Raw genomic sequence first — 20,467 nt, forward strand, 5'->3', positions numbered from 1 at the left:
CGGTCCCGGGCAGGGCCGCGCAGGGCACACCAAGGGTCCGAAGGGCCCGGGTCAGCGGACCAGGACGGCCTCCCCGGAGCGGGGTACGACGGCCGTCCAGCCCAGCTCGCGGTCGATGCGGTCGCGCAGCGCCTCGGAGGCGGCCGGTTCGCCGTGGACGAGGTAGGTGGTGTGCGGGGGAGGGGCGCCGCGCAGCCAGTCGACGATCTGAGCCGCGTCCGCATGGGCCGAGAAGTGCGGCACGTCGGCCACCTCGGCACGTACGGGCACGTACTCGCCGAACATCTTCAGGACCCGGGCCCCGTCCACCAGGTCCCGCGCGCGGGTCCCGGCCGCGGCGAAGCCGACCACGACCACCGCGTTGCGCGGGTCGGGCAGCAGGCGGTGCAGGTGGTGCAGGACGCGGCCGCCGGTGGCCATGCCGGCCGAGGAGACGATGACGGCGGGGCCGTGGGCGCTGTTGATGTCGATGGACTCCTGGACCGTGCGGGCGGCGAGGAACGGCGCCGGGCTCAGCGCGGCCTCGCCCCGGTCCAGGATCTCCGGCCGCAGCTCGGGGGACCGCTCGCGTACGGCGTCCCGGTACACGTCCAGCGCCGCCAGGGCCATGGGGCTGTCCACATACACAGGCACCGACCGGGGCAGGGCACCCGTCTCGCGCAACCGGGCGAGTTCGTGCAGGACGACCTCTGTCCGGTCGATCGCGAAGGCGGGGATCACCACGGTCCCGCCGCGCGCGAGGGTCCGGGCGATGACATCGGCGAAGGCGGACCGTCCTGACTCCTGGTCGTGGCGCCGGTCGCCGTACGTCGACTCCATGAGGAGCACGTCGGCGCCCGAGAACGGCTCCGGCGGCAGCAACAGAGGGTGCCCGGGGCGCCCCAGGTCACCCGAAACGGCCAGGGTGCGCCCGTCCTCCAGCGTCAGGTGGGCCCAGGCCGAGCCGAGGATGTGGCCGCCGTGGTGGAGGGTCAGCCGGCTGCCGGACATGATCTCCACGTCCTCGCCGACCGGGACCGGGTCGAAGAACGCCAGCGTCTTGTCGACGTCGGAGTCGTCGTACAGAGGCTTCGCCGGGCGGTGCTTCGACCAGCCGTGCTCGTTGGCGTGCCGGGCGGCCTCCATCTGGAGCCGCGCGCTGTCGCGCAGCACGATCCCGGCGAGCCTGGCGGTGGGGGCGCTGGTGAGGATCGGCCCCCGGAAGCCCTGCCGGACCAGGCGCGGAAGAGAGCCGCAGTGGTCCAGGTGGGCGTGGGTGACGACCACGGCGTCGATGTCGGCGGCATCACGCGCGAACCGGTCCCAGTTGCGTCGGCGCAGGTCCGCGAAACCCTGGAAGAGACCGCAGTCCAGGAGGATGCGCGCATGGTCGCTCTCCACGAGAAATTTGCTGCCCGTGACCGTCCCCACCCCGCCCAGGAAGCTGAGCAGGGCCGGCCGCGGAACGGCGGCGGGAGCGGCGGGAGCCGGGATCCGGTCTGCCTCGGACATGGCCGTCCTCCTTCGGAGTGTGTGCCCGCGTCCACCGTCGCACCCGGACCGCCCCGGGGCGGAGGGCCCGACCGGCCCTTCCCTTGGGCCGGTCGGCACATGCGCCGCCGCGCCGCGACGGCCGAGCCTTGACGAGGAGGACATCCGAACGCGTGACAGGAAGTGGGTGGGTGCCATGAAGGCAGCCGTCTTCCAGGGCCCGGGCCGGATCGCCTGGCGGGACGTACCCGACCCGGGCATCAAGGACCCGGGGGACGCCATCGTGCGGGTCGACGTCGTCACGATCTGCGGCACGGACCTGCACATCCTCAAGGGGGATGTGCCGGAGGTGACGCCGGGCCGGGTGCTCGGCCACGAGGCGGTCGGCACGGTGGTCGAGACCGGGCGGGACGTTCGTACGGTACGGCCCGGGGACCGCGTCCTGATCTCCTGCATCTCCGCCTGCGGCCGCTGCCGCTTCTGCCGCGAGGGCCGCTACGGCCAGTGCCGCGGCGGGGGTGGCTGGGTCCTCGGGCACCTCATCGACGGGACGCAGGCCGAGTACGTCCGGGTGCCGTTCGCGGACCTGTCCGTGCACCCGCTGCCGAGCGCGGTCGACAGCTTCGACGCGGTGCTGCTCGCCGACATCTTCCCCACCTCCTACGAGGTGGGCGTCCTGAACGGCCGCGTCCAGCCTGCCGACACGGTCGTCGTGGTCGGCGCGGGCCCCATCGGCCTGGCCGCGATCGCCACCGCACGTCTCTACAGTCCTGGTCGGATCATCGCCGTCGACCTCGCCGAGTCACGGCTCGCAGCAGCGCGCCAGCTCGGCGCCGACGCCACGGCGACCGTCGGCGAGGGTCCGGAACAGCTCGTCGAGGATCTGACCGACGGTCTCGGGGCCGACGTCGTCATGGAGGCGGTGGGCGTGCCCGAGGCCTTCGAGATGTGCACGCGGATGGTGCGGCCCGGCGGGCGGGTCGCCAACATCGGCGTCCACGGCAAGCCGGCGGCCCTGCACCTCGAAGACCTCTGGATCAAGGACATCACCATCACCACCGGGCTCGTGGACACCTCGTCCACGCCCATGCTGCTGCGCATGATGGCGGCCGGCAGGCTGCCCGCGGCCGATCTCGTCACCCACCGCTTCGAGATCGGGCAGATGGAGGAGGCGTACGACGTGTTCGGCCGCGCCGGCGACACCGGCGCCCTGAAGGTCGCGCTGGGCGGTCCGCAGCACACGGCCGTGCAGGTCACCGAGACCCCGGACGCCGGATGAGCGGCCCGCCCTCGGGCCCCGTGCCGCCGCGAGGTGTCGTCCTCGATACCGACGGCGTGCTGATCGACTCCGCCGCTGTCCACGCGGCGGCGTGGAAGACCGCGTTCGACGCCTGCCTCGGCGAGCTGGCGCAGGAGGACGGGAGGTGGGTGCCGTTCGACGCGGACGCCGAGTACCGGCGGTTCGTCGACGGCAGGTCACGCTACGACGGGGCCGAGGCGTTCCTGGCGGCCCGCGGCGTTCGCCTGCCCGCGGGTGAGCCCGGCGACTCGCCCGGGTCCGCGACGGTCTGGGCGGTCGCGGCACGCAAGGAAGCGGCGTTCCAGCAGGCTTTGGCCTCCGAGCCGGTCGTAGCCTTCAGGGACGCCGCAGCGGCTCTCGCCGCGCTCCGCTCCCGGCACGTGCCGTGCGCCGCCGTCTCGGCGTCCCGCCACGCCCGGGCGCTGCTCGCCGCCGCCGGTCTGAACACGACCCTTGCCGCCGTCGTGGACGGCGAGGACGCCGCCCGGCTCGGCCTCGCCGGGAAACCGGACCCGGCGCTCTTCCTGCACGCGGCCGGTCTCCTCGGCCTCCCCCCGGCCGCCGTCGCGGTGGTCGAGGACGCCGTCGCCGGAGTCCGCGCGGCCCGCCGGGGCGGCTTCGGTCTCGTCGTCGGTGTCGACCGCACCCCTGACGGACACGACGCCTCCCTTCTGGACGAGGGCGCCGACCTTGTCGTCCCCGACCTCACGACGCTGGTCCGTAGGGTGTGGGGGGAGGGCGGATGACCGCCAACCGATCCTGGACGTATGACCATTACGAGCCGGACCGCGAACGGCTCGTCGAGTCCCTCTGCACGCTCGGCAACGGCCGCTTCGCCACCCGCGGCTCCGCCCCCGAGTGCACCGCCGGCCCCGTCCACTACCCGGGCACCTATCTGGCCGGCTGCTACGACCGGCTCGCCTCGCTCGTCGCGGGGAAGCGGATCGAGAACGAGGATCTCGTCAACCTGCCCAACTGGACGCTGCTGCGCTACCGCTGCCTGCCGGACGACGGGCCGCCCGGCGACTGGCTGACGCCCGACTCCGACGACCTGCGCCACAGCGACGTGCACCTCGACCTCCGCGGGGGCGTGCTGAACCGCCACCTGTTCTACCGGGACGCCCAGGGCCGTGGCCTGCGCGTCGGCCACATCAGGATCGTGCACATGGGAGACGCCGGGCTCGCGGCCCAGTACACGATGTTTCGCGCCTACGGCTGGAGCGGCGTCGTGGAGGTCGAGTCCGTCCTCGACGGAGCGGTCGTCAACGCCGGCGTCGAGCGATACCGGCACCTGGAGGGCCGTCACCTCACCGACCACCGGAGCGGCTTCGAACCCGGCGGGGTGGCCTGGCTGTCCTGTCGTACGGACGACCCGGGCAGGCGGATCGCGCTCGCCGTCCGCACGGTCACCCGCCCCGCCCGCCGCGCACGGGAGCACGCCGACAGGACCGGCGCCGTTCAGACCTACCGTCTGCCGGTGGGCCCCGGCCGCTCGGCGACCGTCGTGAAGACGCTGGCCCTGCGCACCTCGACGGACCGGCCCAGCGGCGACCCCCTGGCGGCGGCCTGCGACGACGCCGCCCGCGCCCCGGCCTTCCCCCGGCTGGTCACCACCCACCGAGCGGCCTGGCAACGACTCTGGGAACAAGGCGAGCTGCACGTGCCGGGGGAAGCGGGGCACATCCTGCGTCTGCACCTCTTCCACCTGCTGCAGACGCTCTCCCCGCACACGGCGGAACTCGACGTCGGAGTCCCCGCGCGCGGCCTGCACGGCGAGGCGTACCGCGGTCACGTCTTCTGGGACGAGCTCTTCGTCCTGCCCTACCTCAGCCTCCACTTCCCCGAGGTGGCCCGAGCCCTGCTCATGTACCGGCACCGCCGGCTGCCGGCCGCCCGCGAGGCGGCGCGTCGGGCCGGCGGCGTCGGCGCGATGTATCCGTGGCAGAGCGCGAGCTCCGGCCGGGAGGAGACCCAGGAACTGCACCTGAACCCGCGCTCCGGCCGCTGGCTGCCCGACTTCTCACGGCTGCAACGCCATGTGAACTCGGCCATCGCGTACAACGTGTGGCGGTACGCGCAGACCACCGGCGACCGGGGGTTCCTGCATGCCGCCGGTGCCGAGACGCTTCTTGAGATCGCCCGCAACTGGGCGGGATCCGCCACGTACGATCCCGCCCTCGGGCGCTACCGGATCCGCGGGGTCGTGGGCCCCGACGAGTACCACGACGCCTATCCCGACGCCTCGATGCCCGGCATCGACGACAACGCCTACACCAACGCGACCGCCGCCTGGGTGCTCGCCCGGGGGCTCGACGTGCTGGACGAACTGCCCGAGGGCCGCCGCGCGGAACTGTCCGAACAACTGGCGCTCGACGACGAGGAACTCTCCCGCTGGGAGGACGTCTCCCGCCGCCTGTACGTCCCGTTCCACCGCGGCCTGGTGAGCCAGTTCGAGGGATACGGGGACCTGGCCGAGCTCGACTGGGAGGCGTACCGGGCCCGTTACGGCGACATCCGCAGACTCGACCGGATCCTGGAGGCCGAGGGCGACACCGTCAACCGCTACCAGGCGTCCAAGCAGGCCGACACCCTCATGCTCGGCTACCTCTTTCGGCCCGAGGAGCTGTACGCGTTGTTCGCCCGGCTCGGCTACCCGCTGGACGACGAGATCTGGCGCGCCACCGTCGCGTACCACCTGAGCCGCACCAGCCACGGCTCGACCCTCAGCAGTCTGGTCCACGGCTGGATCCTGGCTCGGCAGCAGGGCACCGACGCCTGGCGCCACTGCCAGGAGGCGCTGCTCGCCGACGTGGCCGACGTCCAGGGCGGAACGACGGGGGAGGGCATCCACCTGGGGGCGATGGCCGGGACGATCGACCTGGTCGAACGCGGGATCACCGGAATGGAAGCCGGACCGGGCGAGCTGCGCGTGGACCCGGTGGCGCTGGCGGAGCTCCCCCGGTTCGCCTTCACGCTCTGCGTCCAAGGCCATCGAGGAGTGCGAGTGCGCGTCCTGCCCGGGCGGCTGGCCGTCCGCGTACCGGCGTCGCCCGGCGGCCCGCTCACCGTCGTCCTCCCCGGAGAGCGGCGGGTCACCGTCGCGCCCGGGGAGGAGCGCTGGTTCCGTCTGTGACGGGGCTGGGTTCTTGCGACGCTGCTCAGCCGAAGGTGAGCACTGACGGAGTTCAGTCGAAAGTGAGGACGTCGGAGGCGGGCCGGCGCGGGGTGGCCCGGCCCCGGGGCCCGTATCCCAGGCGGATCATCATCTGGACGTAGCCCGTGGCGGACCCGGGATCCCGTGCCACCGAACGGAGTTCGGGCCACTCCAGCGGCTGGGACATGAGGGAGGCCGACAGCCCGTCCAGCGTGGCCCGCAGCAGCACCCGGTGCATCGCCTGGCCGGCCTTCAGCCACTCCACCGGGGTGTCCTCGACCGTACCCAGCAGGGCGATCTGGGGACTCTTCTCGAAGGGGACCGACTCGCGCCCCGGGACTCGCCGCTGGGAGCCGAAGTCCCGGACCGGGGAGGTGACGTCGTACTGGCGCGGGCCGAAGGCGTACGACGGGATGCCCTCGGTCCCGGCGCCCTCACCGGCCGCACCCGTGCGCGTCCACGCGGCGATCTCGTCCCGTACCGACGCGTCGGCTGACTCGAACCTCTCGGAGTCGTGGACGAGGTCGAGGACGGTCTCGGTGTGCCAGGCGCCCGGAACGTCCAGTCGGCAGCCCTCCAGGAACGCGGCCGCCCGGAGGCCGTCGAGGATTTCGGCGGGGATCCGTTCCTCGCTGAACGGGAAGCGGCTGGTGTGCCGATCGCGCAGCGCCGGCCGGAGCCCGGCCAGTTCCTCGTCGTGCTCGTCGGCGGCACCGGACGGACGCACGTCGGCCAGGTGCCAAGGATCGTCGGGATCGGGCAGCAGCCGGACGGCGGCGTGCCGGCCGCGGTGCGCGGCAGCGACGCGCAGACCGAACAGGGCGGCTCCGCAGCCGAGATGAAGACCGCGGTGGTCGGGGTCCTCCCGCCGCATTCCGCGCGAGGGGTCACCGTGCAGCTCGATGGTGTCGGTGCCGGTCCGGTGGACGAACTTCCAGGGCTGGGCGTTGTGCATCGACGGAGCGGTGACGGCGTCCTCGATCAGCGACGTCACGAGCGGTCGGGTGAGAGCTGTGGTGGACACGGTTCGTCCTGTCTGTGTGGGTCACCAAGTGATCGGGTGAGCGCTGCGCGCGGGGAACGCGGGGCCGGAGGCGTCCTCGTCGACGGACAGCCGGTCCACCACGGCGACGACCCCGTCCACCCGTTCGGCGAGGCCGACGAGCGTCCGGGCCTGGTCCTGTCGCCGGAGCCGGCCGTGCAGTGTCACCACGCCGTCAAGGACGCGCACGTCGACGTCGTCGGCGCCCGAGCCCATGACATCCGCGAGGACGTCCTCCTGTACATGGCTCCGTATCTCGGCGTCCGGGCGGAGGAAGACGCAGAGCAGATCGCGACGGGTCACGATCCCCACCAGCCGTTCCTCCTCGTCGACGACGGGAAGGCGCTCCACGCCACGGCGGACCATCAGCCGTGCCGCCTCGGCGACCGTCTCCTCGGCGTGCACCGTGACGGCCGGTGCCGTCATGACGTCCCGGGCACTCGGCCGGCGGTGGGCCAGCAGATCGGACTCGGAGACCACCCCCACGACGCGGTCGTCCTCGTCGAGGACGGGCACCCCGCTGATGTCGTGCTCGGCGAGCAGCTTCGCCACCTCCCTGAACGGCGTCATGGGGACGACGGAGACCACGCTGTCGGTCATCAGGGCACCGACCTTCAGGTGCTTCATCGCCGGGCCTCCTGTTCGAGCGTCTCGGGCGTCCAGCGGTGGTTGCCTTGCTTCTCCCACCGTCGGCCGCGCGACGGCGACCTGCGAGGGCCGGACGGTCCAGCGTCGGGGCCGACCGGACCCGAAGGCGCGAACGGGACCTTTGGCCCCGCCCTTGCCCCCAGCGGCCCTCCGGTCGCCCGGGCAGCGGATGCCACGGTGAGAACAGTCCTGCACGGAGGCCGCGGACCGGATGAGGAGGAGCCATGGACGGAACCCCTGACCGTCCCGGGCTTGGCAGGGTCGTGGTCGGAGTGGACGGATCGTCTTCCGCCCGGACCGCTGCCCTGTGGGCCGCGAAAGAGGCTGCGCTGCGCGGCAGCGGACTCTGCCTCGTCCATGCGACGGACACCGACGCCGCCGCCCGGATCCTGTCCCCGGCGGAGATCGTCCGGGTCGGACGAGCCGGTAAGGAGGTGCTCGACCGGACCGCCGAGGTGGTCGCGGCGCGCCACCCCGACCTCGTGGTCGTCACGGAAGTCAGTGGTGGCCCACCCGCGGAGGGGCTTCGCAGGGCCGCCGCTCTGAGCGGCACGATCGTCGTCGGACACCGGGGCCGGGGCGGATACACGGGGATGCGCGTCGGTTCAGTCGTTCACGGCCTACTGCACCGGGCCGGGTGCCCCGTCATCACCGTTCCCGCCGAGTGAGCCCGCCATGACCGCCACCGCAGCCGTGTCGGCCGGTGAGGCTGCGGGCCTCACCGAGGCGGAGGCCGCCCGCCGGCTCGCTGCCACCGGCCCCAACCAGGTGGCCGCGAGGAAGCCCGTACGTCTCCACACCCGGATCCTGGCCCAGCTGCGCGACCCGCTGATCATGGTGCTGCTCGGGGCCGTCGTGCTCACCCTTGCGATCGGCGACCATGCCGACGCGATCGTCATCGCGGTCGTCGTGGTCGTGAACACGACCGTCGGTGTCGCCCAGGAGATCCGGGCCGACAACGCCGTCGCCGCCCTCTCGGCACTGAGTGCACCCCACGCGCGCGTCAGGCGCGACGGTGCCGTCCGGGAACTGCCGGCCGCGGAGATCGTCCCCGGCGACGTGCTCCTCCTCGGCGAGGGCGACATCGTCGCCGCCGACGCCGAGCTCGTCGAGGCGTCCGCCCTTCTCCTGGACGAGTCCATGCTCACCGGGGAGTCGGTGCCCGTGGACAAGGACATCGGGGACACGCTCAGCGCCGGCACGGTCGTGGCGCGCGGCAGAGGTGTGGCCGTCGTGACGGCGTCCGGCGCCTCCAGTGCGCTCGGCCGCATCGCGGCACTCCTCGATGACCACCGCGAGCCGACACCGCTGCAGCGCCGCCTCGCCGCACTCGGCCGCGTCCTCGCCGCCGTGACGCTCGCCCTGTGCGTGCTGGTCTTCGCCCTCGGCCTCGTCCGCGGCCTTCCGCTCGGCACGATGGCGGTCACGTCCATCAGCCTGGCCGTGGCCGCCGTCCCCGAATCCCTGCCGGCCGTCGTCACGCTGGCCCTCGCCCTGGGGGCCAGGCGCATGGTCGCCCGGCACGCCCTGGTGCGGCGGCTGCCGGCGGTGGAGACGCTCGGCTCGGTGTCCGTCCTCGCCACCGACAAGACCGGCACCCTGACGGAGGGGCGCATGGTCGTCCAGCACGTCTGGACGCCGAGCGTGAGCGCGGAACTTCGGGGTGTCGGTTACGAACCCGATGGAGAGGTTCTCGCAGGCGGGAGTCCGGCGGAGGCGGACGTGCTCGCGCCGGTGCAGGAGCTGTTGACCGTCACGGCCCTGTGCAACGACGCCGCCCTGCGGCCACCCGACGCCGGTACGCCCGACGGTCGCTGGACGGCCCTGGGAGACCCCATGGAAGCCGCCCTGCTCGCTGCCGCGGCCAAGGCGGGCTGCCCGGACCAGGCCGCGCTGGCCGGGACCCGTCCCCGGATCGGGGAGGTGCCCTTCGACAGCCTCCGCAAGCGCATGACCACGCTGCACACCGCCGCGGAGGGCAGGGTGCTCGTGTGCCTCAAGGGCGCCCCCGAGGCCGTACTCGCCGGCGCGGTGCTCGTGGACCCTCCGGAGACGCTGAACCAGGCCCGGCAGCGGGCCGCCGACCTGGCAGCGCGCGGCTACCGGGTCCTCGCCGTGGCCTCCGGCGTACGGGACGACGCGCCGGCCCCGGTCGCCGCGGCGGAATCGGGACTCACACTGCTCGGGCTCGTCGCGCTGAGCGACCCGCCCAAGCCGGACGCCGCCGCAACCCTCGCCGCCTGCCGGGCTGCCGGGATCACCCCCGTGCTCATCACGGGCGACCACCCGGCGACGGCGCGGGCGGTGGCGGCCGGCGTCGCGCTTCTCGGAGACACATGCGGAGCCGGGAGGGAAGACACCGGCGGACGCGTCGTCACAGGCCCGGACGTGGCCGCGGGCCGGGTTCCCGACCTCACCTCCGTGAGGGTCTTCGCCCGCACGGACCCCCAGCAGAAGCTGGACATCGTCGAGGCGTGGCGTGCCGGGGGAGCGGTGACCGCCATGACCGGCGACGGGGTCAACGACGGCCCGGCCCTCCACCGCGCCGACATCGGCGTCGCGATGGGCGCCCGGGGTACGGAGGTCGCGCGGCAGGCGGCCGACCTCGTCCTCACGGACGACGAGCTCTCGACGGTCGTCGCGGCCGTCGAGGAAGGCCGGCGCGTCTACGACAACATCCGCCGCTTCCTGGTCTACGGGATGGCCGGCGGCGCGGCCGAGATCCTCGTCATGCTGCTCGGCCCGCTGCTCGGGCTGCCGCTTCCTCTGCGTGCGGGGCAGATCCTCTGGATCAACCTCCTCACGCACGGCCTCACCGGTGTCGCCATGGGCGCCGAACCGGCGGCCCCCGGCACGATGCGACGACCGCCGCGACCGCCGGACCAGCACATCCTCGGTGGAGGCGCCTGGCAGCGGCTGCTGCTCCTGGCCGCCGTCGTCACGACCGCCACGCTGGGCGCCGGCCTCGCCGCCCGGGCGCTGGACCTGGCCTGGCAGAGCGTCCTCTTCCTCGCCCTGCTCGCCGCCCAGCTCGGCGTCGTGCTGGGACTGCGGGCCCGGCTGCTGACCCGCGAGAACCCCTTCCTCCCGCTCTCGGTCCTCGCTTCCGCCCTCCTGGCCGCTGCCGCGCTGTACGTGCCGTTCCTGAGGGCGGTCCTGGAGACCGAACCGCTCGGCTGGGCGGGTATCGGCCTCGCCGCCGTCTGCGCGCCCGCCGGATTTCTCGCGGCACGGCTCGTCCGAACGGCGTTCCGGCGGACGAGGTCAGCAGGAACGGCCGGGACATCGGGACTACGGTGAAAACAGGCGCGCCGGGTCCGTGAGCAGCGCCTGGCGCGACCGGAGGTTTCGATGGGTCGGGACGGCACCGAGTCCGCGGACGCGAGGCTGCCGCGGCTGAGGCTGGACGAGCTGCTCGACGAGCTCCAGGGACGCATCGACGAGGTGCGGGGCACCAGGGACCGGCTCAACGGACTGCTCGAAGCCGTCATGTCCGTCGGCCGGGAACTGGACCTGCCGCAGGTGCTGCGCGGCATCGTGGAGGCGGCGGTGGCCCTCGTGGACGCCGAGTACGGCGCCCTGGGTGTCATCGGCGACGACCGGAGGCTCTCCGAGTTCGTCACCGTCGGCATCGACGAGCACCTGCGCGAGCGAATCGGCGCGCTGCCGTCCGGCCACGGCATCCTGGGCGAGCTGATCCGCAACCCCAAGCCGCTGCGCCTGTCCGAGTTGTCCGAGCACCCGGCCTCGTACGGCTTCCCGCCCCACCACCCGCCGATGCACGCGTTCCTCGGAGTTCCGATCCGCGTGCGTGACGAGGTGTTCGGCAACCTCTACCTCACCGAGAAGCGGGGAGGGGCCGACTTCGACGCCGAGGACGAGGCGGTCGTGACGACCCTGGCCGTGGCCGCCGGTATCGCTGTCGAGAACGCCCGGCTCTACGAGGAGGGTCGGCTCCGCCAGCGCTGGCTGGCCGCGAGCTCCGACTTCACCAGCGCCCTCCTGTCCGGCGAGGCGGAGACGGAGGTCCTGGACGGGATGCTGGAGCGAGCCGTGGACATCGCCGGCGCCGACAACGGGGTGTTCTACCTGGTCGGCCCGGGGGGCGAGCTGCGCGGGTCGCTGGCCTGCGGCGAAGGAGCGGAGGCTCACCGGGGTGTCGTGCTTCCCAGCAGCGAGGGAACCCTTGCCGCCGTCGCTCTGACCGGGGACGGTCTGATCACCGTGGCCGACGTCGAGAACGAACCGCGCATCACCGTGCAGCCGGAACGCTGGACGGGCTTCGGACCGGCGGTGGCCGTGACGGTCGGAACGAAAGAACGGCTGAGCGGAGTCATGATCCTCGCGAGGCGCCGGGGACGGTCGCCCTTCACGGGCGTCGAGATCAGTGCCTTGCCGGGATTCGCCGGCCAGGCGGCGCTGGCCCTGGAACTCGCAGACCGGCGCCGTGACGCCGAGCAGGTCAGCCTGCTGGAGGACCGCGACCGGATCGCCCGCGACCTGCACGACCTCGCGATCCAGCGCCTCTTCGCCACCGGAATGACCTTGCAGAGCGCGCGACGGTTCGTCGAACACCCGGAGGCCCTGGACCGGCTGACGCGTGCCATCGACGATCTCGACGCCACCATCAAGATCATCCGATCGACCATCTTCGGACTCCGGGAACACGAGACCAGCGCAACGGCGCCGAAGCTCAGGAACCGCATCGTGAAGGCGGTCGACTCGGCCGGGTCGATCCTCGGATTCGCCCCGGCGCTGCGCATGGAGGGTCTGCTCGACACCGACGTCCCCGCCGAGGCAGCCGAGGAGGTGATCGCGGTCATCGGCGAAGCCCTCACCAACGTGGCCCGCCACGCGAACGCACGTCACGCGGAGGTGGCGGTCGTCGCGGAGGAGAGCGTGCTGGCCGTCATGGTGAGCGACGACGGCATCGGCATCCGGCCCGGCGGCCCCAGGAGCGGACTGCGCAACCTCACCGAACGGGCCGAGCGGCTTGGCGGCGACCTGTCGGTCCGGGCACGCCCAGGCGCGGCGGGCGGCACGCTGCTCGAATGGAGCATCCCCCTACCACCCGACCAGGGGTGAGGGACGGAAGTGGCTACTTCTCCTCGGCGTCGTGCTCGTGGACCTGCGCGGCGATGACAGCGGCCTGGACACGGCGTTCCACTCCCAGCTTGCCGAGCAGCCGTGAGATGTGGTTCTTGACCGTCTTCTCCGACAGGTAGAGCCGCTTGGCGATCTGCCGGTTGGTGAGCCCCTCACCGATGAGTTCCAGGACGGAGCGCTCCCGCTCGGAAAGCGCCGCGAGGCGTTCGTCCTCCGGTGCCTTGGCCGCTTCGGGATCGCGCAACGAGTGCATCAGCCGGGCGGTGGTGGCCGGGTCCAGCATCGACTGCCCCGTGGCCACGGTCCGCACGGCCGACACGAGGTCCGAACCCTTGATCTGCTTGAGCACGTATCCCGCCGCACCGGCCATGATCGCGTCGAGGAGGGCGTCCTCGTCGTCGAAGGAGGTCAGCATCAGGCACGCCACGTCCGGCATGCTCGACCGCAGCTCGCGGCACACGGTGATCCCGTCGCCGTCCGGCAGGCGTACGTCGAGCACGGCCACGTCCGGCCGCAGGGCCGGCCCCCTGGCCACTGCCTGATCGGCGGTCGACGCCTCCCCGACCACCTCCATGTCGGGTTCGTCGTCGATGAGGTCACGCAGGCCCCGGCGGACTACTTCGTGATCGTCCACGAGGAAGACCCGCGTGGGTGTCTCGGCTGCCGGCAGATCGGTCATGGCGACCCCTGTGGTCGGTGTGTGTCCACCCGCCCCCACAAGGATTGTCCGTCATGAAGCGTCCTCATGGGCACCGAGCTCCATCCGGACGTCGACGACTCCCTCCACGGCTCGCACGGCCCTCGCGAGCAGAGGCACCAGGGAGCGGTCGGCCAGCGCACCCCGGAGGGCGGCCACGCCCTCCACCACGGTGACGTCCAATCCCGTAAGCGCCGCCCGGCCAAGCACCGACCGCCGGATCTCCGCCTCGATCTCGTCGTCCTTCCGCAGGAACACCTTGAGCAGGTCGCTCCGGCTCACGACCCCCTCCAGCAGTCCGATCTCGTTCACCACCGGCAGTCGCTTGACCTTCCGACGGGCCATGATCCGCGCAGCCTCGGCGAGGGTGGCGCCCGCGTGCACCGTCACAGCCGGACTCGACATGAGCTCGCCGGCCCGCACGGCCCCGGCCTTGGCGGCCTCGGCGCATTCGTCCGGTCGCGGTTCCGCGCTCCGGAACTCCTCCTTCGGCAACAGATCAGCCTCGGAGACCACCCCCACGACCCGTCCCTCCCCCTCCAGGACTGGGAGGGCGCTCACCTTCCACTGGTCCATCAGAGCGACGATCTCCTTGTAGGGCGCGTCACGGCCGATCGCGACGGCGGTGTGGGTCATGACGTCACTGACGCGGTAGCTGGGGGAGGGCATCGTGGTCTCCCGGGGCTGAGGGCGAGTACGGGCGCATGACGCCGAAGAGCGACGCGGCCTCACGCGACCCCCGAAGGTCTTCCCTACGAGTCTCCCCTCATCGTTCGGATGTGAGGAGGGCCGGACGGCCCCCTTGCCGTCCCTCTTGGCCGGCCGCCGTGTGGACGGCCGCCGCGCATGCATGGGTCCGGCTGAGCGCTCGGGCAGCCGACCGCCTCAAGGAGCGGCGTACACCGTGGGCATAGGGATCTGCCTGATCGAAGGCGAGCTACCCGGGGGCGTGACCGCCTGAGTGCTGATGATCTGCGTGCCCGTCTCGCGTGCCGCGTCGGCGAGCTGCAGAAGCACCCGCTGCACGACGCTCGGGGCGATTCCCTGCTGACAGGGGTTGTCGAGGAGGAGGAAACCAGGGACGCGCTCCAGGTTCAGGTCCTGCTCGAGGAAGAGCATTGCGTAGCTGTAGGCGAGGAAGAAGAGAACCTTGGCTTCGGCACCCAGGGCCTGGTCCCACGGGCGGGTTCCTACGTAGAAGGTGAGGTCCGAGTCCCTGATCGACACATCGCTGCTCACCCAGACACCGCCGCGGAAGTCCGCCAGGAAGCTGTTCATCCGCTCGGCGAATATGGAGCACGGTCCACGGGTGACATACCTGCCACTTCAGCGGACGGAGGCAGGCTCTGCAGTTCATCCGCGGCCGTCTGCGCGGTCACAAGGGCATGGTCTGCCTCGTCGCGGCGTTCCAGGATCGACTGGATCGCAGGGAACGCGGTCAGCTTGTGCTCCAACCGTGCGATCTCAGCGGACAACTGCTCCAAGGCGGCGACGAAGGGCGCGAGCTGTGCGGCTCGCTCCTCATTCAGGCGTTGAGCGAGTTCACCCTGATGGCTCTGCATTTCCGCCTGTCGGGCGAGAGCGGCACCAAGGTCGGCATCCGTACGGACAATGACCCCGTTGAGGTCGTCGAGTTCGGACCTCAAGGACCGGATCTCGATCTGTGCCCGGCGGACGCGTTTGTCCTCATCGGCAGTCTGGAAGCACAGGTAACAAGCGTTCTCAGCATGGTGACGACGAGCGGCGACCGCCTGCTCGCACGCCGGGCATTGCCGGACTGGCAGGGTGTCGAAGACACCGATGGAAGTGATCAGTCATTCCATACGGCCTATATCTGCGTTCACGGTGCGGGCAGAGTGCTGATGTTCTTCACGCACCTGTGTCAGCGCCATCACTTCATCCGTCGCGAGCTTCACCCGGCTGGTGGGCTCGCTGTATTCGCGGGTGAGAGCGGAGTTGTGGTCCACCGGACCAGTCGCATCCGACGCACTCCCACCGTCGATGCTCTGGATTTCGGCCGTCAATTGCTGCCGCTGCTGGCGGACCGAATCGAGTTTTGCCCGCACCTCCTGACGCGCGCGAGCTACCTGCTCGGACGTACGAGCCGAAGGTAGCTGCAGGCTCTCCGTAATGGCGGTGACGGCTTGCACGGTGCTCTGTCGCACCTCGCGCTCCACGGCTTGTGCTTCGTCGAGGTGACGCCTTGCCCGAGCCAGCTTGAACTCTCGCTGTGCGTTGCCGCTCCTGGCGCGGGCGAAGTCCAACAGCTGACTGATTACGGCGCGCCGAGTGAACTCCTGCTCCTTGTTGGCGAATCTGATCCAGGAGTCCTCATTTCGGTAGGTGTGACGCAGGGTGTTGCGAAAAGGCGGAGGCGTCAGTTGCGTCGCGGTCGCCGGATTGAGCCCGAGAGGGACGTGCAAGTTGGGCCAACCGAGTTCACGGAGGATCCAGTCGGAGAAACCCGTGGCTGGCACCTCCTCCCCGTTGATGGCTACCTTCCCCAATTTCCCGTGTGTCAGGGATCGAGTCAGGGTGTAGGGGCGGCCGTCGATCCGTAGCTCCGTACTGACCTCCACATACTCGCTGGCGACTGCCACGCCCAGGGCACCGACGGGGTTGTCCTTGTCGCCCAGGCAGTAGTCGATGACGCGCAGGGTCGTCGACTTCGAGCTGTTGCGCACGCAGTGGAGGATGTTGAGCATTACGGGCTGGGCGCCCGGGCCCGGAGGCGGGACCCGGGCCGTCGGCCCCCGCTTCTCCCGTGACGGAGATCGTTCGGGGTCAGCGGTGGCGCAGCCTGCCGAGCAGGCGGCTCGCCCGGGTGCGGTTGCGCGGGTCGGCGGCGACGCGGCGAAGGGAAGCCGCCGCGCCGCGACCCTGGGGGCTGCGGGCGAAGCGCTTGATGCGGTCCAGCAGTGCGGTCATGGGATCCTCCTCCTGTTGTCGGGCGGGACGTCGAGGGCGCCGCCACCGGCCGGAGCGAAGCCGTACAGGGACGTTCGCACCGCCTTCGTAGGGTTCGCCGGCACGGTTCCGCGCCCGCCCTCCGTGTCCTGGTCCCCGTGTTGCCAGGAGCGGACGACTCACACCTCCCCGCGGCTGTCCTCCCGTCAGGAGAGGGGTGAGGCAAGGGCGTACGGGTACGGCTCGGTCCGGTCCTCGGTGGCGTCCCACGGCGGGGGAGCCGGAACACGCATGGATGCGCCGCCCGGCGTTCCGGCCGCCGCGAGACCGAGCGTGGCCAGGGCGGCCGCTGGGGCAGGCCGGGCGCGCCGGGTGGCGGGGGCGGCGGTGCGCGCGCCGGTGTGTCGCGAGGTGCGGGGCGCCGCGAGGAGCCGGGCGCAGGCGGCCGCGTCCGGACGGGCGGCGGGGGAGCGGGCGGTCATCGCCGCGAGCAGGCGGGCGAGTTCGGCCGGGAGACCGGACGGCAGCACCGGAGGGCGGTCCAGGTGCGCCAGCGCCGCCTCCAGCGGTGCCCCGCCGTACTCCGCCTCGCCCTTGAGCGTTTCGAGCAGCACCAGACCGAGGCTGTACACGTCGGCCGCGGGTCCGGTCCGCCGCCCCAGCGCCTGCTCGGGCGCCATGTAGGAGGCGGTGCCGACCAGGGTTCCCGCGCACCCGGGGGAGTCGCCCGTCGCCTCGACCCGGCGGGAGATGCCGAAGTCCGTGAGGTGCGGAGCGCCCGACCGGTCCAGCAGGACGTTCGACGGCTTGACGTCGCGGTGGACGACGCCGTGGGCGTGCACGTGGGCGAGGGCCGAGGCCAGGGCCGCCCCCGTCCGGCAGGCCTCGGCGGGCGTGAGCACCCCGCGGGCGATCCGCCGCCGCAGGGTCGTTCCCCGCACGAGCCGCATCACCAGATACGGCCGGTCCGCATCGCGGCCGGTGTCGTAGAGGGGCACCAGCCCCGGATGGTGCATCCGGGCCAGCAACCGGGCCTCCTCGGCGCACTGCACGTCGGCCCGGCGCGACCCCGCGGGCCGGAACGCCTTCACGGCGACGGGGCGCCGCAGCCGCAGGTCCAGCGCCTCGTACACGTCGGCCGTGCCGCCCCGGCCGAGCAGCCGGTCGAGCCGGTAGCGTCCGTCGACGGCTCGGGCCGCCCGCGTGACGTCGACGACCGGAGGTACGGGCCTCGCTCGGAGGTGCATCGGTGCTCCCTGGGGTCTGGCCGGCCCTCTGCCGACGGGCCGGGAGTCGGGTGCGTCGCCCGCCGCCGGAGGCGCGGGCCCGCCGCTGCTCGCGTGCCCCGGCCGTCCATGAACATCCCCCACCGGACCCGCCGCCGCGGCGCGTTCCAGGTTTATCCCCGGATGTCCGGGTACGCGGACGCTGTCCGGCCCCGCGGGAGGGAGCCACCGAACGAGGTGGTCCCGCCGGCGGCGCCCGGGTGCACCGACGACGCCCGTCGTGCCCCGCTCCGGGGCGGCCCGTCCGCCCGGCGCCGCCACCCGTCCGATCCCCGGGCGGCAGAGGAGTGACAGTGACGACCGACCCTCTCTGGTCCTTCAGCACCGAGTCCGGCCACGTGGCGGGCACGGCCCTCACCGGTTGGCGGGTCGAGGCCTGCGACGGCCACATCGGCAAGGTGGACAAGCACTCCGACGAGGTGGACGACTCCTACCTGGTCGTCGACACCGGCGTGTGGATCTTCGGAAGGGAAGTGCTCATCCCGGCGCGGGCGGTGACCCGGGTCGATCCGGAGGAGCGAACCCTCCACCTCGCCCTGTCGAAGGAACAGGTCAAGGACTCGCCCGAGTTCGTCTCCGACAAGCATCTCGCGGACCGCCAGTACCGCGAGGAGATCGACCAGTACTACCGCGCCTCCCGGCGCTTTCCGGGCGGCTTCGGCGGCCTCTGACAGGCCCGTGGGCGATACCGGACGGTCCCGGTCGCTCCCGGCCGGCCGTCCGCCGGGCCCCGCCGGCCCTCGCCCCGCCCCCCGTACGAACGCAGCAGCACGTCCGACGAGGCAGTCGTCCTCGTCCGAGAGAAAGGTGTCGCCATGTCCAAGGTCGAGGAATCCGTCGAGGTGGAGGTCCCGGTCCGCGCCGCCTACGACCAGTGGACCCAGTTCGAGACGTTCCCGCGCTTCATGGACGGTGTGGAACGGATCGAGCAGCGCACGGACACGCTCACCCACTGGGTCACGGAGATCGGCGGGGTGCGGCGCGAGTTCGACGCCGTCATCACGGAGCAGATCCCGGACGACCGCGTCGCCTGGCGGACCGTCGAGGGCCAGGCCCGGCAGGCGGGCGTCGTCACGTTCCACCGTCTCGACGCGACCCGGACGAAGGTCATGCTCCAGATGGAGTTCGCCCCCGAGGGGCTGACGGAACAGGTCGGCGACAAGCTCGGTTTCGTCCAGCGCAAGGTGGCCGGGGACCTCAAGCGGTTCAAGTCGTTCATCGAGGAGCGCGACGGCCGTCAGACGGGCGGCTGGCGCGGATCCGTCTGACGATCCGGCGCCGGCGCGCGCCCCTGGCAGGGGTGACAGGAGCCGGACCTGCGACATCCGGGTTCGGAGACCGGATCCCGTCAGGCGGCTGGGCGGGGCACCACCGGATGTCGCGCCGGGGGAATGGCCGCCCGCGGAAGGGGTAGGCGGGTCGACGGAAACGCCCCTGGACCGCCTCTCCCGCCGTCGGCCGCGGCCACCCCCCCCCACGCCGCCCGCCGACGGTTCCCGACCGCCCCGCACGGACCCCCGCCGTGCGGGGCGGTCGCATGTCCGGGGCCGGCTCCGGCAGGCCGCCCGGCCCGCGCATACCACCGCCCCCCGAGCCCTGGGTCGGGGCCACCCGGCGGTCTCCCCGGGCTCCCGGGGGTTTGACCCGGGGCAGCGCGGCAAGCCGAACTGGTGGGCGACGGAGCGGGGTGACGGACAGTCGGCCCGCGGCACCCACGAGGTGCCCCACGCCGACCGGGCCGCCGTGGCGGAGCCCGCCGCACCGGTCCGCCCGTTCCGTCGCCCGACCCGCCCTCCGGCACGCCGGCGCGGCCGCCGGAGGCCGCAGTCCCGTCCGAGGACCCCAGTGCCACGGGCCGGAACGGCGGGAGCCGCACCCGCGCTCCCGCCGTGCCCCCCGGCGCACCGCGCGGACGGGGCACGCCGGACGGGCGGCGCGGGCGGGCCACCCGCCCTGCCGATGGTGACCTCGGCGGGCCGAGGCGCCCCCGCGGCGCGGGCCCGGCGCGGGCGCCGGGCGTGAACGCACCCTGGGGGGCCCGGCACGGGCCCCCCGCCCCCGCTTTCGAGGAGGAACCTCATGGACGTACGCAACGGCGCCGGCCCGCACGACGGGCCGAAGGGGGCAGGGCAGGACGGGCACGTCCCCGAGCCGGGCGGTGGCACGGGCACCGGGGCCGGCACCCGCGGGCGCGGGCGGGCCGAGACGGAGGAGGAGCGCGCCGACCGGCGCTGGCAGGAGCTCCTCCAGGAGATCCGGGTGGCCCAGACCGGCGTCCAGATCCTCCTCGGCTTCCTGCTCACCGTGGTGTTCACCCCGCCCTTCCACGACCTGGCACGGACCGACAAGACGATCTACCTGGTCACGGTCGTCCTCGGTTCCCTGGCGACGGGTGCGCTGATCGGCCCCGTGTCCTTCCACCGGATTGTGTCGGGGCGGCGGGTGAAGCCCCAGGCCGTGGTCTGGGCCTCCCGGCTCACCTTCACGGGCATGCTGTTGCTGCTCGCGACGCTCACGGCCGCCCTGTGCCTCATCCTGCGGGTGGCGACGCACGACCCGTACGTGCCCTGGCTGGTCTCCGCCGTGCTCGCCTGGTACCTGGTCTGTTGGTTCGTCCTGCCCCTGTGGGTCCGCACCCGCGGGACCGCCGACGAGGGCTGACCGGCCGCGGTCGGGCAGGACGCCCCGGGGGTGGAAGGCGACGACGGAGGGGGACGGCGACGAAGGAGGGGCGGGGGGCCGCGGGGGGGGGGCCCCCCCCCCCACCCCCGCCCGCCCCCCCCCCCCGCCCGGCCGGGGGGGGGGGGGGGCGGTGGTAAAACAAATCTGGGGGGCGCGGGGGCCGGGGCCCGGGCGG

19 protein-coding genes are annotated in these 20,467 nt (G+C 72.7%); 9 read left to right on the top strand and 10 right to left on the bottom strand.

Annotation, left to right across the window (positions count from 1 at the left end):
- Positions 1-51 precede the first annotated feature (51 nt).
- Complete coding sequence (locus tag ACIGW2_RS26600; protein ID WP_399846463.1) at positions 52-1,491, bottom strand: MBL fold metallo-hydrolase RNA specificity domain-containing protein; 1,440 nt, start codon at positions 1,489-1,491, stop codon at positions 52-54.
- 175 nt (positions 1,492-1,666) lie between these two features.
- On the opposite strand from ACIGW2_RS26600, the gene ACIGW2_RS26605 reads away from it, so the two are divergent.
- The 3 genes from ACIGW2_RS26605 to ACIGW2_RS26615 are packed head-to-tail and all read left to right on the top strand — an operon-like array spanning position 1,667 to position 5,903.
- Complete coding sequence (locus tag ACIGW2_RS26605; protein WP_399846465.1) at positions 1,667-2,749, top strand: zinc-dependent alcohol dehydrogenase family protein; 1,083 nt, start codon at positions 1,667-1,669, stop codon at positions 2,747-2,749.
- Positions 2,746-3,516: an HAD family hydrolase gene (locus ACIGW2_RS26610; RefSeq protein ID WP_399846467.1), complete on the top strand. Its 771-nt coding sequence runs from the start codon at positions 2,746-2,748 to the stop codon at positions 3,514-3,516. Before ACIGW2_RS26605 ends, ACIGW2_RS26610 begins: the two co-directional genes overlap by 4 nt.
- Complete coding sequence (locus ACIGW2_RS26615; protein WP_399846469.1) at positions 3,513-5,903, top strand: glycoside hydrolase family 65 protein; 2,391 nt, start codon at positions 3,513-3,515, stop codon at positions 5,901-5,903. The genes ACIGW2_RS26610 and ACIGW2_RS26615 overlap by 4 nt, the downstream gene beginning before the upstream one ends.
- Positions 5,904-5,955: 52 nt before the next feature.
- On the opposite strand, the gene ACIGW2_RS26620 is transcribed toward ACIGW2_RS26615, so the two are convergent.
- Positions 5,956-6,948, bottom strand: coding sequence for an Acg family FMN-binding oxidoreductase (locus ACIGW2_RS26620; protein ID WP_399846471.1), 993 nt, complete (start codon positions 6,946-6,948; stop codon positions 5,956-5,958).
- A gap of 21 nt (positions 6,949-6,969) precedes the next feature.
- Positions 6,970-7,593, bottom strand: coding sequence for a CBS domain-containing protein (locus ACIGW2_RS26625; protein ID WP_399846473.1), 624 nt, complete (start codon positions 7,591-7,593; stop codon positions 6,970-6,972).
- Between the two features lie 245 nt (positions 7,594-7,838).
- Here ACIGW2_RS26625 and ACIGW2_RS26630 point away from each other — a divergent pair, with 245 nt between their 5' ends.
- The 3 genes from ACIGW2_RS26630 to ACIGW2_RS26640 are packed head-to-tail and all read left to right on the top strand — an operon-like array spanning position 7,839 to position 12,699.
- Positions 7,839-8,282 carry a universal stress protein gene (locus ACIGW2_RS26630; protein WP_399846476.1) on the top strand — a complete coding sequence of 148 codons (444 nt, stop codon included), beginning with the start codon at positions 7,839-7,841 and terminating at the stop codon, positions 8,280-8,282.
- A 7-nt stretch (positions 8,283-8,289) separates the two neighbouring features.
- The gene (locus ACIGW2_RS26635; RefSeq protein WP_399846478.1) at positions 8,290-10,914 is read left to right on the top strand and encodes a cation-translocating P-type ATPase; all 2,625 of its coding nucleotides are present in this window, start codon (positions 8,290-8,292) and stop codon (positions 10,912-10,914) included.
- A gap of 51 nt (positions 10,915-10,965) precedes the next feature.
- Positions 10,966-12,699, top strand: coding sequence for a GAF domain-containing protein (locus ACIGW2_RS26640; protein ID WP_399846480.1), 1,734 nt, complete (start codon positions 10,966-10,968; stop codon positions 12,697-12,699).
- 13 nt (positions 12,700-12,712) lie between these two features.
- Here the strand turns inward: ACIGW2_RS26640 and ACIGW2_RS26645 are convergent, their stop codons facing one another.
- The 7 genes from ACIGW2_RS26645 to ACIGW2_RS26675 form a co-directional block, all read right to left on the bottom strand.
- Entirely contained in the window at positions 12,713-13,399 is a 687-nt protein-coding gene (locus ACIGW2_RS26645; RefSeq protein WP_399846483.1) for a response regulator, read from the bottom strand.
- A 51-nt stretch (positions 13,400-13,450) separates the two neighbouring features.
- Positions 13,451-14,086 (bottom strand): CBS domain-containing protein, encoded by a 636-nt coding sequence (locus ACIGW2_RS26650; RefSeq protein ID WP_399846485.1) that lies wholly within the window; start codon positions 14,084-14,086, stop codon positions 13,451-13,453.
- Positions 14,087-14,302: 216 nt separating this feature from the next.
- Complete coding sequence (locus ACIGW2_RS26655; RefSeq protein WP_399846488.1) at positions 14,303-14,695, bottom strand: hypothetical protein; 393 nt, start codon at positions 14,693-14,695, stop codon at positions 14,303-14,305.
- Positions 14,692-15,063 (bottom strand): hypothetical protein, encoded by a 372-nt coding sequence (locus ACIGW2_RS26660; protein WP_399846490.1) that lies wholly within the window; start codon positions 15,061-15,063, stop codon positions 14,692-14,694. Before ACIGW2_RS26660 ends, ACIGW2_RS26655 begins: the two co-directional genes overlap by 4 nt.
- 168 nt (positions 15,064-15,231) lie before the next feature.
- Positions 15,232-16,101, bottom strand: a complete 870-nt coding sequence (locus ACIGW2_RS26665) for a hypothetical protein (protein WP_399846492.1) — start codon at positions 16,099-16,101, stop codon at positions 15,232-15,234.
- 100 nt (positions 16,102-16,201) lie between these two features.
- A complete protein-coding gene (locus ACIGW2_RS26670) occupies positions 16,202-16,345 on the bottom strand; it encodes a hypothetical protein (RefSeq protein ID WP_391656957.1) in 144 nt (47 codons plus the stop codon).
- A gap of 185 nt (positions 16,346-16,530) precedes the next feature.
- Positions 16,531-17,571, bottom strand: coding sequence for a serine/threonine-protein kinase (locus ACIGW2_RS26675; RefSeq protein ID WP_399846495.1), 1,041 nt, complete (start codon positions 17,569-17,571; stop codon positions 16,531-16,533).
- Between the two features lie 332 nt (positions 17,572-17,903).
- On the opposite strand from ACIGW2_RS26675, the gene ACIGW2_RS26680 reads away from it, so the two are divergent.
- The 3 genes from ACIGW2_RS26680 to ACIGW2_RS26690 all read left to right on the top strand — a co-directional run bounded on the left by ACIGW2_RS26680 (position 17,904) and on the right by ACIGW2_RS26690 (position 20,271).
- Entirely contained in the window at positions 17,904-18,281 is a 378-nt protein-coding gene (locus tag ACIGW2_RS26680; protein ID WP_399846497.1) for a PRC-barrel domain containing protein, read from the top strand.
- A 144-nt stretch (positions 18,282-18,425) separates the two neighbouring features.
- Positions 18,426-18,878 carry an SRPBCC family protein gene (locus tag ACIGW2_RS26685; RefSeq protein WP_356074792.1) on the top strand — a complete coding sequence of 151 codons (453 nt, stop codon included), beginning with the start codon at positions 18,426-18,428 and terminating at the stop codon, positions 18,876-18,878.
- An 811-nt stretch (positions 18,879-19,689) separates the two neighbouring features.
- Entirely contained in the window at positions 19,690-20,271 is a 582-nt protein-coding gene (locus tag ACIGW2_RS26690; RefSeq protein ID WP_399846499.1) for a DUF6328 family protein, read from the top strand.
- Positions 20,272-20,467: the final 196 nt, after the last annotated feature.

The organism is Streptomyces sp. NPDC053541, from assembly GCF_044544705.1.
GTDB lineage: Bacteria > Actinomycetota > Actinomycetes > Streptomycetales > Streptomycetaceae > Streptomyces.